Annotated in this window: 11 protein-coding genes; 7 read left to right on the forward strand and 4 right to left on the reverse strand. The window is 68.0% G+C overall.

The window, feature by feature from the left end; translation table 11 throughout:
- The first annotated feature begins 54 nt into the window (after positions 1–54).
- The 6 genes from ALII_RS0108285 to ALII_RS0108315 all read left to right on the forward strand — a co-directional run bounded on the left by ALII_RS0108285 (position 55) and on the right by ALII_RS0108315 (position 8,607).
- On the forward strand, positions 55–1,278 hold the full coding sequence (locus ALII_RS0108285; RefSeq protein ID WP_024586853.1) for an ABC transporter substrate-binding protein: 1,224 nt from the start codon (positions 55–57) through the stop codon (positions 1,276–1,278).
- On the forward strand, positions 1,278–2,978 hold the full coding sequence (locus ALII_RS0108290) for an ABC transporter permease subunit (RefSeq protein ID WP_051375812.1): 1,701 nt from the start codon (positions 1,278–1,280) through the stop codon (positions 2,976–2,978). The genes ALII_RS0108285 and ALII_RS0108290 overlap by 1 nt, the downstream gene beginning before the upstream one ends.
- An 8-nt stretch (positions 2,979–2,986) precedes the next feature.
- Positions 2,987–3,628, forward strand: coding sequence for an ATP-binding cassette domain-containing protein (locus tag ALII_RS0108295; RefSeq protein ID WP_024586855.1), 642 nt, complete (start codon positions 2,987–2,989; stop codon positions 3,626–3,628).
- The gene (gene hrpB, locus ALII_RS23090; RefSeq protein ID WP_024586856.1) at positions 3,625–6,606 is read left to right on the forward strand and encodes an ATP-dependent helicase HrpB; all 2,982 of its coding nucleotides are present in this window, start codon (positions 3,625–3,627) and stop codon (positions 6,604–6,606) included. The genes ALII_RS0108295 and hrpB overlap by 4 nt, the downstream gene beginning before the upstream one ends.
- A 54-nt stretch (positions 6,607–6,660) precedes the next feature.
- A complete protein-coding gene (locus ALII_RS0108310; RefSeq protein WP_024586857.1) occupies positions 6,661–8,016 on the forward strand; it encodes an ActS/PrrB/RegB family redox-sensitive histidine kinase in 1,356 nt (451 codons plus the stop codon).
- 24 nt (positions 8,017–8,040) lie between these two features.
- Positions 8,041–8,607 (forward strand): ActR/PrrA/RegA family redox response regulator transcription factor, encoded by a 567-nt coding sequence (locus tag ALII_RS0108315; protein WP_051375806.1) that lies wholly within the window; start codon positions 8,041–8,043, stop codon positions 8,605–8,607.
- Between the two features lie 21 nt (positions 8,608–8,628).
- Here ALII_RS0108315 and purH read toward each other — a convergent pair whose 3' ends face one another.
- The 4 genes from purH to htpX form a co-directional block, all read right to left on the reverse strand.
- Positions 8,629–10,245, reverse strand: a complete 1,617-nt coding sequence (purH, locus tag ALII_RS0108320; protein WP_024586859.1) for a bifunctional phosphoribosylaminoimidazolecarboxamide formyltransferase/IMP cyclohydrolase — start codon at positions 10,243–10,245, stop codon at positions 8,629–8,631.
- A gap of 259 nt (positions 10,246–10,504) precedes the next feature.
- Positions 10,505–12,205: a heparinase II/III family protein gene (locus tag ALII_RS0108325; protein ID WP_152529566.1), complete on the reverse strand. Its 1,701-nt coding sequence runs from the start codon at positions 12,203–12,205 to the stop codon at positions 10,505–10,507.
- A 163-nt stretch (positions 12,206–12,368) separates the two neighbouring features.
- Positions 12,369–13,733: an RsmB/NOP family class I SAM-dependent RNA methyltransferase gene (locus ALII_RS0108330; RefSeq protein WP_244437381.1), complete on the reverse strand. Its 1,365-nt coding sequence runs from the start codon at positions 13,731–13,733 to the stop codon at positions 12,369–12,371.
- Positions 13,734–13,738: 5 nt separating this feature from the next.
- Entirely contained in the window at positions 13,739–14,659 is a 921-nt protein-coding gene (gene htpX, locus ALII_RS0108335; protein ID WP_024586862.1) for a zinc metalloprotease HtpX, read from the reverse strand.
- Between the two features lie 106 nt (positions 14,660–14,765).
- On the opposite strand from htpX, the gene ALII_RS0108340 reads away from it, so the two are divergent.
- On the forward strand, positions 14,766–14,963 hold the full coding sequence (locus ALII_RS0108340) for a DUF1674 domain-containing protein (RefSeq protein WP_024586863.1): 198 nt from the start codon (positions 14,766–14,768) through the stop codon (positions 14,961–14,963).
- Positions 14,964–15,015 lie beyond the last annotated feature (52 nt).

Here is a 15,015-nt window from a genome sequence, read left to right on the forward strand (position 1 = left end):
GGCGTCATGCTCAATCGCTCGCAATCGAAACCTGGCCGATGATGGGAGTGCCCGGTGATCAAGAAGATTTTCGCAGCGGCGAGCCTCGCCGCGGCAATCGCCGCCACGCCTGCGTCCGCCGATCCGGACCCCAAGGATTGGGACGCTGTCGTCGCGGCGGCGCGCGGGCAGAGCGTCTATTTCAACGCCTGGGGCGGCTCGCCCAACATCAACGCCTATATCGAATGGGCCGCCGGCGAACTCGACACGCGCTACGGCATCGACCTCGTCCATGTGAAGCTCGATGACACCGCCAACGCGGTCGCGTCGGTCGTCGCCGAAAAGGCGGCGGGCCGCGACCAAGGTGGCACGATCGATATGATCTGGATAAACGGCGAGAATTTCGCCGCCATGAAAGAACAATCGCTCCTTTTCGCGCCCGGCTGGGCGGAGGAGCTTCCCAACTGGCGTTTCGTCGATTTCGAGACCCAGTCGACGATCCGCACCGATTTCACCGTTCCGGTCGAAGGGCTGGAAAGCCCATGGGGCATGGCGAAGCTCGTCTTCTTCCACGACGAGGCCAACACGCCCACTGATACCCTGCCGCAATCGGCGGACGAGCTCCTTCAATGGGCGCGCGAGAATCCCGGCCGCTTCTCCTATCCGCAGCCGCCGGACTTCATCGGCTCGTCCTTCGTCAAGCAGGTCCTGTCGGAAAAGGTCGCGGACCGGTCCGTGCTCCTCGACCCGGTCGACGAAGCGAGTTTCGATGACGTCACCGCCCCGGTTTTCGAGTATCTCGACGAACTGCACCCGCTGATGTGGCGGCAGGGGCGCGCCTATCCGCAGAACTATCCGGCCATGAAGCAGCTTCTCGCCGATAACGAGGTCGACATCATCTTCGCCTTCAACCCGGCCGAAGCCTCGTCGGCAATTGCCAATGGCGAATTGCCCGACACCGTCCGCTCCTTCACCTTTCCCGGCGGCACGCTCGCCAACACCCATTTCGTGTCGATCCCTTATAATTCGTCGGCAAAGGAAGCTGCGCTCGTCACCGCCGATTTCCTGATTTCGCCGGAAGCGCAGACGCGCAAGCAGGACCCTTCCGTGTGGGGCGACCCGACCGTGCTGGCGCTCGACAAGCTCGATGCCGAGGACCGCGCCCGCTTCGATGCGCTCGACCTCGGCATCGCGACACTTGCGCCGGACGAACTCGGCCCCGCCCTCGACGAGCCGCATCCAAGCTGGATGGACCGGCTCGAGGATGAGTGGCGCCGGCGCTACGGCGTCGCCAATTGATCAAGCGGCGTGACGGTCTCGCGCGCCTTGCGCGGATCGGTCCGCCGCTGACGCTGGCAATCCTCGCCGGGCCGATTCTCGCAGGTCTCACCGGCACCGTCCTGCCGGCCTTCGGCTATCTGCCGGCGCTCGGCGGAACGGCTTTCGGCACGGATGCCTTCGCCGCGCTCCTCGCCATGCCCGGCATCGCCCGCTCCGCCGCGCTCAGCCTGACCACCGGCCTCGCCTCGGCCGGCCTGTCGCTTCTCATCGTCATGCTTTTCATCGCCGGTTGGGCCGGAACGCGCTCGTTCGCGCGCGTCCAGTCGATGATCTCGCCGCTCCTGTCGGTTCCGCATGCCGCAGCCGCCTTCGGATTCGCCTTCCTGATCGCGCCCTCAGGACTTCTCGCCCGCCTCGTCTCGCCCGGCCTCACCGGCTGGACGCGTCCGCCCGACCTTCTCGTCCTCAACGATCCTGCCGGACTGGCGCTGATCGCCGGCCTCGTCGTCAAGGAAGTGCCGTTTCTCCTCCTCGTCACCCTCGCCGCTTTGCCGCAGGTGCGGCTCACCGAAACGCGCGCGCTCGCCGCTGCGCTCGGCTATGGCCGCATCGCCGGCTTCCTCTATCTCGCCTGGCCGGCGATCTACCGTCAGATCCGGCTTGCCGTCTTCGCGGTCATCGCCTTCGCGGCATCGGTCGTCGACGTCGCCATCATCCTCGGTCCCAGCACGCCGGCAACGCTCGCCGTGCGGCTGGTCGGCTGGATGAACGATCCGAACCTGTCGATGCGCTTCGTCGCCTCCGCCGGCGCCCTGCTGCAACTCGCCGTCGTCGCCGCGGCGCTGGCGCTCTGGGTCCTGGCCGAGCGCCTCTTTGCCCGTCTGCGCGAGGCGCTGGTCGCTCGCGGCACGCGGATGCGCCACGATGCCGGCCTTCGTCACGGCGCGCTCGGGCTGATGACGGCGTCGGGCGCGATCGTCCTCGCCGGCCTCGTCGCGCTCGGGCTCTGGTCCCTCGCGGGCCTCTGGCCGTTTCCGCAGCCCCTGCCCTCGACCTTCATGCTCAAGCCCTGGATTGAGACGCTGCCGCGCGTGTCGAGGCCGCTTGGAACCACGCTTGCCGCCGCCGCCCTGTCGACCTTCGTCGCCGTCGCGCTGACGCTCCTTTGCCTCCTGCGCGAGCGCGACACGGGCCGAACGGGCGGGCGCAAGGCGCTCACCTTCATCTACCTGCCGCTGATCGTGCCGCAGGTCGCCTTTCTCTTCGGGCTGCAGTTCCTGTTTCTGTCGCTCGGTTTCGTCGCCAGTTTCCCCGGCCTCGTCCTGGCGCATCTGATCTTCGTGCTGCCCTATGTCTTCCTCTCGCTCTCCGATCCCTGGCGCGCATTCGACCGGCGCTACGAGGCCATCGCCGCCGGGCTCGGCAAGCGCCGCTGGCGCACGCTTTTCGCCATCCGCCTGCCGATGCTCGCGCGCCCGATCCTCACCGCCGCCGCCGTCGGTTTCGCCGTCTCGGTCGGGCAATATCTGCCGACGCTCCTGATCGGCGCCGGGCGCCTGCCCACCATCACCACCGAAGCCGTCGCGCTCGCCTCGGGCGGTGCGCGGCGCACGATCGGCATCTACGCCTTCCTGCAGATGCTGTTGCCGGCGATCGGCTTCGCCATTGCGATAGGCGTGCCCGCCCTGCTATTTCGCAACCGCCGCGCCATGCAATGAGATAATCCATGAACGGGCTGACGCTCGACGCCATCACGATCGCGCTCGGCCAGCGTCTCCTGCTGGCGATTTCCGCGCGCGTTGCGCCCGGCGAGAAGTTGACGGTCATGGGTCCCTCCGGCTCCGGCAAATCGACCCTCCTCGCCTATATCGGCGGCTTCCTCGCGCCCGAGTTTTCGGCATCCGGCCGCGTCTTCTCGGACGAGACGGAGATCACGAACCTTCCCGCCGAAGACCGGCACGCCGGTCTCCTCTTCCAGGACCCGCTCCTGTTCCCGCACATGTCGGTCGCCGGCAATGTCGCCTTCGCTTTGCCGGCAAACATCAAGGGCCGCGCCGCGCGTCTCGAACACGCCCAGATGGCCCTCGCCGATGTCGACCTCGCCGATTTCGGCGCGCGCGACCCCGCCACCTTGTCGGGCGGGCAGAAGGCGCGCGTCGCGCTCGCCCGCACTCTCGTTTCGCATCCGCGCATGATGCTTCTCGACGAACCCTTTTCCAAGCTCGACGCCGGCCTGCGCGCCCAGATCCGCGAACTCGTCTTCGCCAAGGCCCGCGCGGCGATGCTGCCGGTTATCCTCGTCACCCATGACGAAGCCGACGCAGAAGCGGCCGGCGGACAGGTCGTCACCATCGGCGAAGACGCATGAGCCTGCCGCGCCTGCCCGTCAGCGACGTGCTCGACGAACTCGCCGCCGCGCTGGCCAACTCGGGCAAGGCCGTTCTCGTCGCCCCGCCCGGCGCCGGCAAGACGACGCTCGTCCCGCTCCACCTCCTGCAATCGGGCCTCGCCGGCACCGGCCGCATCCTCCTCCTCGAACCCCGCCGCCTCGCCGCCCGCGCCGCCGCGCGGCGGATGGCGAGCCTGATCGGCGAGGAGGTTGGCGGCACGGTCGGCTACGCCATGCGCATGGATTCGAAGTCCGGTCCGAAGACGCGCATCCTCGTCGTCACCGAGGGCATTCTTGCCCGCATGATCCTCGACGACCCCGAGCTTTCCGGCATCTCGGCCATCCTCTTCGACGAGTTCCACGAGCGCTCGCTCGATGGCGATTTCGGCCTTGCCCTTGCGCTCGACGTCGCCGGCGCGCTGCGCCCGGATTTGAAGCTCCTCGTCATGTCCGCCACCATCGATGGCGCGCGCGTCGCCTCGCTTCTCGGCGACGCGAAAGTGATCACCAGCGAGGGCCGCAGCTTTCCCGTCGAAATCCGCCATCGCGACCGGCCTTCGACAGTCCGGATCGAGGACGCGATGGCCGATACGATCCGCGGCGCGCTCGCCGATGAGACCGGCAGCATCCTCGCCTTCCTGCCCGGCCAGCGCGAGATCGCGCGCACCGCCGAACGCCTGGAAGGCCGCGTCGGTGCCGATTGCGACATCATCCCGCTTTATGGCGGCCTCGTCGGCAAGGCGCAGGACGAGGCAATCCGCCCACCTTCGCCCGGCCGGCGCAAGATCGTCCTCGCGACCTCCATCGCCGAAACCTCGATCACCATCGACGGCGTGCGCATCGTCATCGATTCCGGCCTCTCCCGCGTGCCGAAATTCGAGCCCGCGACCGGCCTGACGCGGCTCGAGACCGTGCGCGCCTCGCGCGCCTCGGCCGACCAGCGCGCGGGCCGCGCCGGCCGCACAGAGCCGGGGATCGCGATCCGTCTCTGGCGCGCCGAACAGACCGCATCGCTCGCCCCGTTCTCGACGCCCGAAATCCTCGAGGCCGACCTCTCCGGCCTCCTCCTCGACGCCGCCGCCTTCGGCGTCACCGAACCCGCCACCCTCGCCTTCCTCGACCCGCCACCCCCCGCTGCGCTCGCAGAAGCCCGCTCTCTCCTCGTCAGCCTCGGCGCACTCGACCGCCAAGGCCGGCTGACCGACGCCGGCAACCGCATGCGCAAGCTGGCGCTCCCCGTCCGCCTCGCGCACATGGTCGCCGAAGCCGCAGACCCCCGCCTCGCCGCGCGCCTCGCCGTCCTCCTGACCGAACGCGGCCTCGGCGGCACCGGCATCGACCTCGAAACCCGCCTGCGCCGCTTCGCCGGCGAAAAAGGCCAGCGCGCAGATGCGGCGCGAGAGTTGGCGAAACGGCTGGCGGGTTCCTCGTCGAGACCCCCACCCCGCACCCCTCCCCACAAGGGGGAGGGAGACGCCAGCGCCTCCGCCATCCCCCACACCTCAACCCCCGGCTCCACGCCACAGGATCAGGCACCAACGCCCACGTCTCCCTCCCCCCTGTGGGGAGGGGTACGGGGTGGGGGTCCAAACGAAAAGCAGTCCACCTCCCCCGGCGCAACCCTCCTCCTCGCCTACCCCGACCGCGTCGCCAAGGCCCGCGGCGCACACGGCCATTTCGTCCTCGCCAACGGCCGCGGCGGCACCATCGACGCCTCCGATCCCCTCGCAGCCGCACCGTTCCTCGTCGTCGCAGACCTTCAGGGCCGCGCACAGAACGCCCGCATCGCCTCCGCCGTCACCATCACCGAAGACGACATCCGCGCCCTCTGCGCCAACCGCATCGAGACCACGCGCGAAACCCAGTTTGACCCTGCCAAGGGCTCGGTGCGCGTGCGNGGCTCCACGTCACAAGATAAGGCACCAACGCCCACGTCTCCCTCCCCCTTGTGGGGAGGGGTACGGGGTGGGGGTCCAAACGAAAAGCAGTCCACCTCCCCCGGCGCAACCCTCCTCCTCGCCTACCCCGACCGCGTCGCCAAGGCCCGCGGCGCACACGGCCATTTCGTCCTCGCCAACGGCCGCGGCGGCACCATCGACGCCTCCGATCCCCTCGCAGCCGCACCGTTCCTCGTCGTCGCAGACCTTCAGGGCCGCGCACAGAACGCCCGCATCGCCTCCGCCGTCACCATCACCGAAGACGACATCCGCGCCCTCTGCGCCAACCGCATCGAGACCACGCGCGAAACCCAGTTTGACCCTGCCAAGGGCTCGGTGCGCGTGCGCGAGACCGAGCGCCTCGGCGCTATCATCCTCGCCGAGCGCCAATTGCCCGCGCCGACGGGACCGGATGCCGACCGTGCGATCCTCGACGCCGTCCGCCAGCACGGCATCGCCATCCTGCCCTGGGACAAGTCGACGGAAACGCTGCGCGCCCGTCTCGGCTGGCTCCATCGCGGCCTCGGCAATCCATGGCCGGACGTCGGCGACGAGGCGCTTCTCGCCCGCCTCGACGACTGGCTTCTCCCCTTCCTCACCGGCGAGGCAAACCTCGCCCGTCTTCCCGGCTCCGCCCTTCACAACGGCCTGATGTCGCTCGTTCCCTATGAGCTTCACCGCAAGCTCGAAACGCTCGCCCCGACGCACTATGATGCGCCCACCGGCAGCCGCCTGCCGATCCGCTATGATGCCGACTGGCCCGTTCTCGCCATTCGCGTACAGGAACTCTTCGGCCTCGACGCCCACCCGTCGATCGCCAACGGCACGGTGCCGATGACGCTCGAACTCCTCTCGCCCGCGCATCGCCCCATCCAGACGACGCGCGACCTGCCCGGCTTCTGGCGCGGCTCGTGGGCCGATGTGCGCGCAGACATGCGCGGGCGCTATCCGAAGCATGTCTGGCCGGAAAACCCGCTCGAGGCGCAGGCGACGGCGCGCGCCAAGCCACGCGGCACGTAGCCATGCGACATGTGCGCCCTTGGCGTTTTCCCGCGCGCGCCGCATAACGGCTTCATGGTCGAAGAATTACGCGCGCCGGACCCCCGGCACCTCCATCACATCCGCCTCAACACGCTGATCCGGCTGCGCTGGCTCGCCGTCGTCGGCCAGAGCGCGGCGGTTCTCGTCGTCGCCTTCTGGCTTCAATTCCCCGTCCAGGTCTCGCTCTGCTTCGCGCTGATCGGCTGCTCGGCGTGGCTGAACCTGCTGCTCGCCTTCCGCTATCCGGCGACGCACCGCCTGCCGCCGCTCGCCGCACTCGCGATCCTCACCTTCGACGCGCTGCAGCTCGGCGGTCTTCTCTACATGACCGGCGGGCTGACCAATCCCTTCGCGCTCCTGATGACCGCGCCGGTCATCATCTCGGCGACCTCCCTGCCGCTGCGCTGGACGGCGATGCTGGGCGCGCTGGTCATCGCCATGGCGACCGGCCTTGCCTTCTTCCACCATCCGCTGCCGTGGTTTCCTGGCACCGAACTGACCATGCCGATCATCTATGTGGCCGGCATCTGGATGGCGATCGTCTCCTGCCTCGCCTTCACCGCCTTCTACGCCTTCCGCGTCGCGGAGGAAGCACGGCTCCTCGCCACCGCACTCGCCGCGACCGAACTCGTCCTCCAGCGCGAGCAACACCTCTCCGCACTCGACGGGCTCGCCGCCGCCGCCGCGCACGAACTCGGCACGCCGCTCGCCACCATCGCGCTCGTCGCCAAGGAAATGGAGCGCGCGCTCGGCAACGATCCGCGCTATGGCGAGGACGTCACGCTCCTGCGCTCCCAAAGCGAACGCTGCCGCGCGATCCTGAAGCAGCTCACCAGCCTCTCCTCGCAGGGCGAGGCACACATGGCGCGGCTGCCCTTCACTTCGCTGATCGAGGAAGTGATCGCGCCGCACCGCGATTTCGGCATTGCGATCCAGCTCAAGCCGCAGGACTGCAAGGGTCCGGAGCCGATCGGCCGGCGCAATCCGGGCGTCATCTACGGCCTCGGCAATCTCGTCGAAAACGCCGTCGACTTCGCCCGCGAAACCGTTTCGATCACCTGGAGCTGGGACATGCAGACGGTCTCGCTCGAAATCCTCGACGATGGCGAAGGCTTTCCCGCCGAGATCCTCGATCGTATCGGCGAACCCTACATGACCAAGCGTTCCTCGGCCGTTTCGGCTGGCGGTGGACTCGGCCTCGGCCTCTTCATCGCAAAGACGCTGCTCGAACGTTCGGGGGGCACGGTGCGTTTCGGCAATGCGGCGACGCCCGGCCAGGGAGCGATCGTCCGCGTCAACTGGCCGCGCGCGATTCTCGACGCAAATGCGGCGAAATCGGCCTTTGACGAGCCGGAAACGTTGGAAAATCCGGCGGTTCTGCCTAAATAGAGGCGGAAACGGGACATTCGAAAAATGATCGACGAAGACGCAACCATCGACCATGCCGACCTCGGGCCGGACGCGACCCTGCTTCTGGTCGACGACGACAAGCCCTTTCTGACGCGCCTCGCGCGTGCCATGGAAAGCCGCGGCTTCACGGTCGACACGGCCGAAAGCGTCGAGGAAGCGGTGGGCAAGGTCCGCGCTGCGCCGCCCGCCTATGCGGTGGTCGACATGCGGCTCGGCGACGGAAACGGGCTCGACGTCGTGTCCGCGATCCGCGACAAGCGCGACGATTGCCGCACCATCATCCTCACCGGCTACGGCAACATCGCCACCGCCGTCAACGCGGTGAAGCTCGGCGCGGTCGACTACCTCTCCAAGCCCGCCGATGCCGACGACGTCTACGCCGCGCTGACCCGCCAGACGGGCGAAAAGGCCGCGCCGCCGGAGAACCCGATGTCGGCCGACCGCGTTCGCTGGGAGCACATCCAGCGCGTCTACGAGATGTGCGACCGCAACGTCTCCGAAACCGCCCGCCGCCTCAACATGCACCGCCGCACCCTGCAGCGCATCCTCGCCAAGCGCGCCCCGCGATAGGGCGCGCCCGGCATCCGCCTCCTAATGGCGGAAGTGACGCATTCCGGTGAACACCATCGCGATCCCGTGCACGTCCGCCGCCGCGATCACCTCGTCGTCGCGCATCGAGCCGCCCGGCTGGATCACCGCCGTCGCGCCCGCCTCGATCGCCGCGATCAGCCCGTCGGCGAACGGGAAGAACGCGTCCGACGCGACGACCGAGCCCTTGGTCTTCGGCTCGGCCCAGCCAGCAGCCTCGGCTGCATCCAATGCCTTGCGCACGGCGATGCGCGAGGAATCCACCCGGCTCATCTGCCCGGCGCCGATGCCGACCGTCGCGCCGTCGCGCGCATAGACGATCGCGTTCGACTTCACATGCTTGGCGACCCGGAACGCGAAGCGCAGATCGGCCATCTCCGCCTCTGACGGCGCGCGCTTCGTCACCACCTTCAGGTCGAGATCGTCGACGACGCCGTTGTCTCGGCTTTGCACCAGCATGCCGCCGGCAACCGACTTGAACGCCAGGCCCGGCGCGCGCGGGTCGGGCAGCCCGCCGGTCACCAGCAGGCGCAAATTCTTCTTCGTCGCCACCAGCGCGATGGCCTCTTGCGAAGCGTCCGGCGCGATAATGACTTCGGTGAACGTCTTGACGATCTCCTCCGCCGCCTCTGCATTGAGCAACCCGTTCAGCGCCACGATCCCGCCAAAGGCCGACACCGGGTCGCATTCGACCGCCTTCTGATACGCGTCCTTCAGCGTCCCGCCGGTGCCGACCCCGCACGGATTGGCGTGCTTGATGATCGCGACCGCCGCGCCCGCTTCCGGCGCGAACTCGCCGACCAGTTCGAACGCCGCGTCGGTGTCGTTGATGTTGTTGTAGGAAAGCTGCTTGCCCTGAAGCTGCCGCGCCGTCGCGACGCCCGGCCGCGCGTCGCCATTGACGTAGAACGCCGCCTTCTGGTGCGGGTTCTCGCCATAGCGCATCACGCTCTCCAGCCTGCCGCCGAACGCCCTCGACGCCGGCGCCTCGATTTCCAGCGCCTCCGCGAACCAGCCCGAAATCGCCGCGTCATAGGACGCCGTGCGGGCATAGGCCTTGGCGGCGAGTTCCTGCCGGAAGCGATAGCCCGTCTCGCCGCCATTTTCCTTCAGCGTCTCGACCAGCCGGCCGTAATCGGCGGGGTCGGTGACGATCGCCACATAGGCATGGTTCTTGGCCGAGGCGCGCACCATCGCCGGCCCGCCAATGTCGATATTCTCCACCGTCGCCGCATAGTCCCCGCCCGCGCGCCGCACTTCCTCGAAGGGGTAGAGATTGATGATCGCAAGGTCGATCGGCCCGATCCCGTGCGTTTCCATAGCCTGCTTGTGCTCGGCGTCGTCACGAATGGCGAGCAGCCCGCCATGAACCGACGGATGCAGCGTCTTCACGCGCCCATCCATGATCTCGGGAAAACCGGTCAGGTCGGACACATCCTTCACCTTCAACCCCGCCTCCGCGATCGCCTTCGCCGTGCCGCCTGTCGAGACGAGTTCGACCCCGAGCGCGACGAGTTCACGCGTCAGGTCGATGAGGCCGGTCTTGTCGGAAACGGAAAGAAGCGCGCGTGAAACGCGCACGCGGTCGGGTGCGGGAATGTTCTTCGACGCGACGGCCATGGCGGGATGTCCTTTGGGCAAGCGAGAGGTGCGCCCCGCCTATCATACATCGGCGGTGAATCAACCGGAACGTGGGAGAGGATTGCGCTCCGTCACCCCCCCCTCTGGCCTGCCGGCCATCTCCCCTCAAGGGGGGAGATCACGCGCGCCAACGTCGTTCAACAATTGCAGGACCGGGCGGAACGATGACGAGACTGATCTCCCCCCTTGAGGGGAGATGGCCGGCAGGCCAGAGGGGGGTGCGCCAGAGCGCGACCCGTCAGCTCTTCTCCACCCGCGTAAACCGCCACGCCACCTCCGGCAGAACCGACGGATCGATCTCCACCACCAACTGCCGCGTGCGCCGTGGCCCGCCGATCGAGGCGAAGAACATCGATTCCTCGACCACCGGCGCGACGCCCTCGACATCCACCGTCCAGATATCCGTCTCGTTCCCTTTGAGGACGAGTTGCCCGCGCTCGTTGCGGAACACGCCGATATCGGGATGGAGATGAAACCGGATCTGAACCGTCATGCCCGGTCCCGGCCGCGCGACGCCGTTGCGGTCGGTGAAGAACCGGTCCGTACCCTCGAAGACGTCGCCGCCTGCAGCCAGCATCAGCTCGCGCTCGTGCACGATACCGAAGCGCTGGACGTAACCATCATGGCTCGCCGAGACGCCGTGGATGCCGGGACTGTCGAAGCGTTTCGCGCGCACCTTGCGGATCGGGCCGATCAGCGGCGAGCCGACCATGGCGCGCAGCCGGTTCGGCAGGTTGAAGCGCGCCGAGGAGGTCTCGTTGACGGTTGCGGTCGAATGCGCCGCCGTCGAGCGCGATAGCAGCCGGAAATCCTCGGCGCCGAAACTGTCGACGCCGCAATTGACGATGAAATGGTGCCGTCCCGACGACATCTCGAAGGACAGGCATCCCGCCTGCGCCTCGTGGCTGACATCTGGCGGCGGCGGGGCGCCGGTATCGGCGATGATCGTCGTGCCGCCCATCACCAGCCGGTCATAGCCGCCATGGGAGGCATGCAGGATCGGCGCGCCGCCGGTGTCGTCATGGTGGAGGATCGCCGCCACGCGGTCGTGGCTCGTCGCGCCCATGCCGTTGAACCGCGCCAGGACACCATCCTGATGGCGAAAGAAGCGCAGTGCCGGCAGCATCCGCTCGATGGCGTTGATCAGCGCATCCGGCGGAGCTTCGGCCTGGTTGAAATAGGTCTGTCGCAACGGCAGCAGGTCCGCCAGAAGCTCCAGCACGGCCCCGGGATTGCGCGAGATATGAACGCCGTCCGGCAGGATCTGCCGGTCGAGTTCCAGCGCCAGCGCCTTCGAGGCCGCATGAAGCCGCGCCGGCGACGAGGGCAGCGAGAGCGTCGCGAACGCGATCGCGATCCGCGCGCGCAGCCGCTCCTCGCCATCGGGCATCTCGCCGGCCACGGCGCGCAGATAGCGCATCTGCACCGCGAGCGATTTCAGAAACGCCCGGTAGAACTGGATGTCGGCGCCGGCAAGCACGATCGAGGAATGCTGCAGCCAGGCGATCAGCCTTTTGGCGACCGTTGCCGGCGCCCAGGCCGGACCGTTGATCCGGCGTCCATGGATCGCGATCCAGTCGGAAACGAGCGCGCGCGCATTGCCGGCGGCAAGGTTGGTCTCCGCGGCGCGCATGTGGCGCAGCCAGCGAAACGCGTGCAGCGCCTCAAGCCACGCGGCCGGCGCGCGCTCGGCGCGAAAGGGCGACGTGCCGCCCGTCGCAACGACGGCACCTGCGAGCGGAAAGCGGCCGCGATAGAATTCCTGCGCCAGCGCGCCGTCGGCGAGCCGCAAATCCGGCGGGGCGATCAGGATGCGCTGCGGCGTGCGGCCCGAAAAGCGCCAGCGATAGAGCGGGCCCGAACGCAGGCGTCGACGCGCGCGGCGCCATGCCTCGCTCGCCACGAAACCCCACAATTGGGGATCGTAGTTCAACGCCATTGCCAAGACCCCGACCTCCTCATCGCCGCTCCGCGATGCAGCCCCGAGCATGCGTCCCGGCGGAAATACAGGTTGCCGGGCGACTTGCGATGCTCGCAATCAAGGAATCATAGCTGATTCAAGTGGTTGTGCGAAGGTCAAATGCGTTTCAAATTGGAACGCTTCATCCCTTGACCCGTAACCGTACGGCATAAAATCCGTCGAGCCCCGCGCGCTTGGGGTCCTGATCGGGTAGCCCGGCCGGCGTCGTGCGCACCGCGCCATCGACATCGAGGAACCCGTCGACGATCGGAAACTCACCGGCGGCGAAGGGCATCCGCTCCAGCTTTGCGTTCTCCTGGAGCGCCGTCGCGATCATCGCCTCGCCCTCTTCGGGGTCGAGCGAGCAGTTGCAGAACAGGATCATTCCGCCCGGTTTCACCAGCGTCGCCGCATGGTCGAGCATCCGCCGCTGCAGCCCGGCGAGCCGCGCAATGTCTTCCGGAGTCTTCGTCCACAGCACATCCGGATGCCGACGGATCGTCCCGGTCGAGGAGCACGGCGCGTCGAGCAGCACGGCGTCGTAAAGCGCGTCCGGCTTATGCTCGAAGAGGTCTGCGACGACGATCTCGGCGTCGAGCTTCAGCCGTTCCAGATTTCCGGCAAGCCGCTTCGCCCGGTTCGGCACCTTCTCGACCGCGACGACCCTGGCCCCCGACTGCGCAAGCTGCGCCGTCTTGCCGCCCGGCGCAGCGCAGATATCGGCGACGCGCAGGCCGGAAATGTCGCCCATCAGCCGAGCCGGCAGCGCGGCGGCCGCGTCCTGCACCCACCATTCGCCGTCGGCAAATCCGGAAAGCTCCGAAACCGGTCCCTCGATCGAGGTCAGCCGCACCGAGCCCGTCGGCAGCACGAAGCCGCCCAGCTTCTCGGCCCAGCCTTCCGAGTCCGACTTCACCGTCAGGTCGATCGCCGCCTCGTGGCGGTGCATATCGAGGATCGCCCGCGCCCGGTCCGGGCCATAGGCGGCGTCCAGCCGCTCGGCGAACCAGTCCGGCGCCTCCGCCGTCTTCGCCAGAACGGCCGGCAGCGCGCGCTCCTTGCGCCGCCCGATCTCGCGCAGGATGGCGTTGACGAGGTTGGCGAAGCGCCGCGTGCGCGGATCCCCCTTGGCGTGGGTGACGGCGAGGTCCACGGCCGCGCTGTCGGGAACGTCGAGGAACAGCAACTGCGCCGCGCCGACATGGAGGATGTGATTGAGCGCCGCCGCGTTCGACGGCAGCTTCCGGTCGAGCCGGGCGTCGATCAGCGCCTGGATCGCCATGCGGTGCCTGAGCGCCGTCGTCAGGATCGCGCGCACCAGCCCGCGGTCGCGCGCATCGAGCGCGCGATATTGCGGATGGCCGTGTTCGCCGTCCGTCAGTCCGTCGAGCGGTGTCTTCGTGTCGATCACGGCGCCAAGCAGGCGCGCGGCGACACGCCGGGCGGTCAGGCCGGGCGTGTCGTCATGGGTTTCGGTGTGCTGCGGCTTCGTGCGGGCGCCCTTCACCGCGCTCACGACCACGGACCCCGCGGGCCGGAGGGCGAATTGCCGCCCCACGGACCGCTGGCTGAGGTCGCCGCCGCAGCCTGCGGCGCGAACTCGCCCTGCATCTTCATCAGCGCGGCGATGCGGTTCTGCGTGTCGGGATGGGTGGAAAAGAGATTGTCCATCTTCTCGCCGGACAGCGGATTGATGATGAACATGTGCGCCGTCGCCGGGTTGCGCTCGGCATTGTCGTTGCGCAGGCGGCCTGCGGAACTCGCGATCTTGTTCAAGGCCGAGGCGAGCGATTGCGGGCTGCCGCAGATCTCCGCGCCGCGCCGGTCGGCGGCATATTCGCGGGTCCGGCTGATCGCCATTTGCACCATCATCGCCGCCAGCGGCGCGACGATCATCGCCACCAGCACGCCGATGAAGCCGAGCGGATTGTTATTGTTGCCGCGAAAGAAGAACGCGAAATTCGCCAGCATCGAGATCGCGCCGGCGATCGTCGCGGTGATGGTCATGGTCAGCGTGTCGCGGTTCTGCACATGCGCCAGTTCGTGCGCCATCACGCCCGCCACCTCGTCATAGGAGAGCCGGTCGAGCAGCCCCGTCGTCGCCGCAACGGCTGCGTTCTGCGGGTTGCGGCCGGTGGCGAAGGCGTTCGGCTGGTCCTCGCGGATCAGATAGACCTTCGGCATCGGAAGCTGCGCCCGCGCCGCGAGATCGCGCACCATGCCGTAATATTCGGGCGCCGAACGCTCGTCGACTTCGACGGCATTGTGCATGCGCAACACCATCTTGTCGGAGTTCCAGTAGGAAAACAGGTTCATCGCAGCCGCGACGAAGAAGGCGATCATCATGCCGCCCGAGCCGCCGATCAGGTAGCCGACGCCCATGAAGAGCGCGGTCATGAACGCCAGAAGCATGGCGGTGCGCATGATGTTCATCTCGGTGTCCTGTCCTCGTTCGTCGGGCGGTCGCAAAGCGCGTGAATGCGGCCTATATGATGGGAAGATCAAGCCCTTGTTTCAATATCGCAGCCTTGAAGACCCCATGTCCGACCCCGCCGACGCCCCCGCCCCCCGCATTCTCACCGAAGCCGCCCGCCGTGCGCTGGTCGAGGCCGAAGCGCGCCGGCGCGAATACGACGCCGCCGAGGCCGATCTGCCGATCGAAAAAGGCGGCCGCGGCGGGCGCGATCCGGCTCGCTACGGCGACTGGGAAGTGAAGGGTCGCGCAAGCGATTTCTAATCTATCGTCCGCCCAACGAATTGCGGCATAGCGGAAGGAACAGGCGGGCACG

Source organism: Aliihoeflea sp. 2WW (assembly GCF_000497755.1).
GTDB lineage: Bacteria > Pseudomonadota > Alphaproteobacteria > Rhizobiales > Rhizobiaceae > Aliihoeflea.

Coding starts and splice junctions, on each gene's coding strand:
- ALII_RS0108295 (WP_024586855.1), top strand. CDS start 2,987: ATGAACGGGCTGACGCTCGACGCCATCACGATCGCGCTCGGCCAGCGT.
- ALII_RS0108310 (WP_024586857.1), top strand. CDS start 6,661: ATGGTCGAAGAATTACGCGCGCCGGACCCCCGGCACCTCCATCACATC.
- ALII_RS0108315 (WP_051375806.1), top strand. CDS start 8,041: ATGATCGACGAAGACGCAACCATCGACCATGCCGACCTCGGGCCGGAC.
- purH (WP_024586859.1), bottom strand. CDS start 10,245: ATGGCCGTCGCGTCGAAGAACATTCCCGCACCCGACCGCGTGCGCGTT.
- ALII_RS0108325 (WP_152529566.1), bottom strand. CDS start 12,205: ATGGCGTTGAACTACGATCCCCAATTGTGGGGTTTCGTGGCGAGCGAG.
- htpX (WP_024586862.1), bottom strand. CDS start 14,659: ATGAACATCATGCGCACCGCCATGCTTCTGGCGTTCATGACCGCGCTC.
- ALII_RS0108340 (WP_024586863.1), top strand. CDS start 14,766: ATGTCCGACCCCGCCGACGCCCCCGCCCCCCGCATTCTCACCGAAGCC.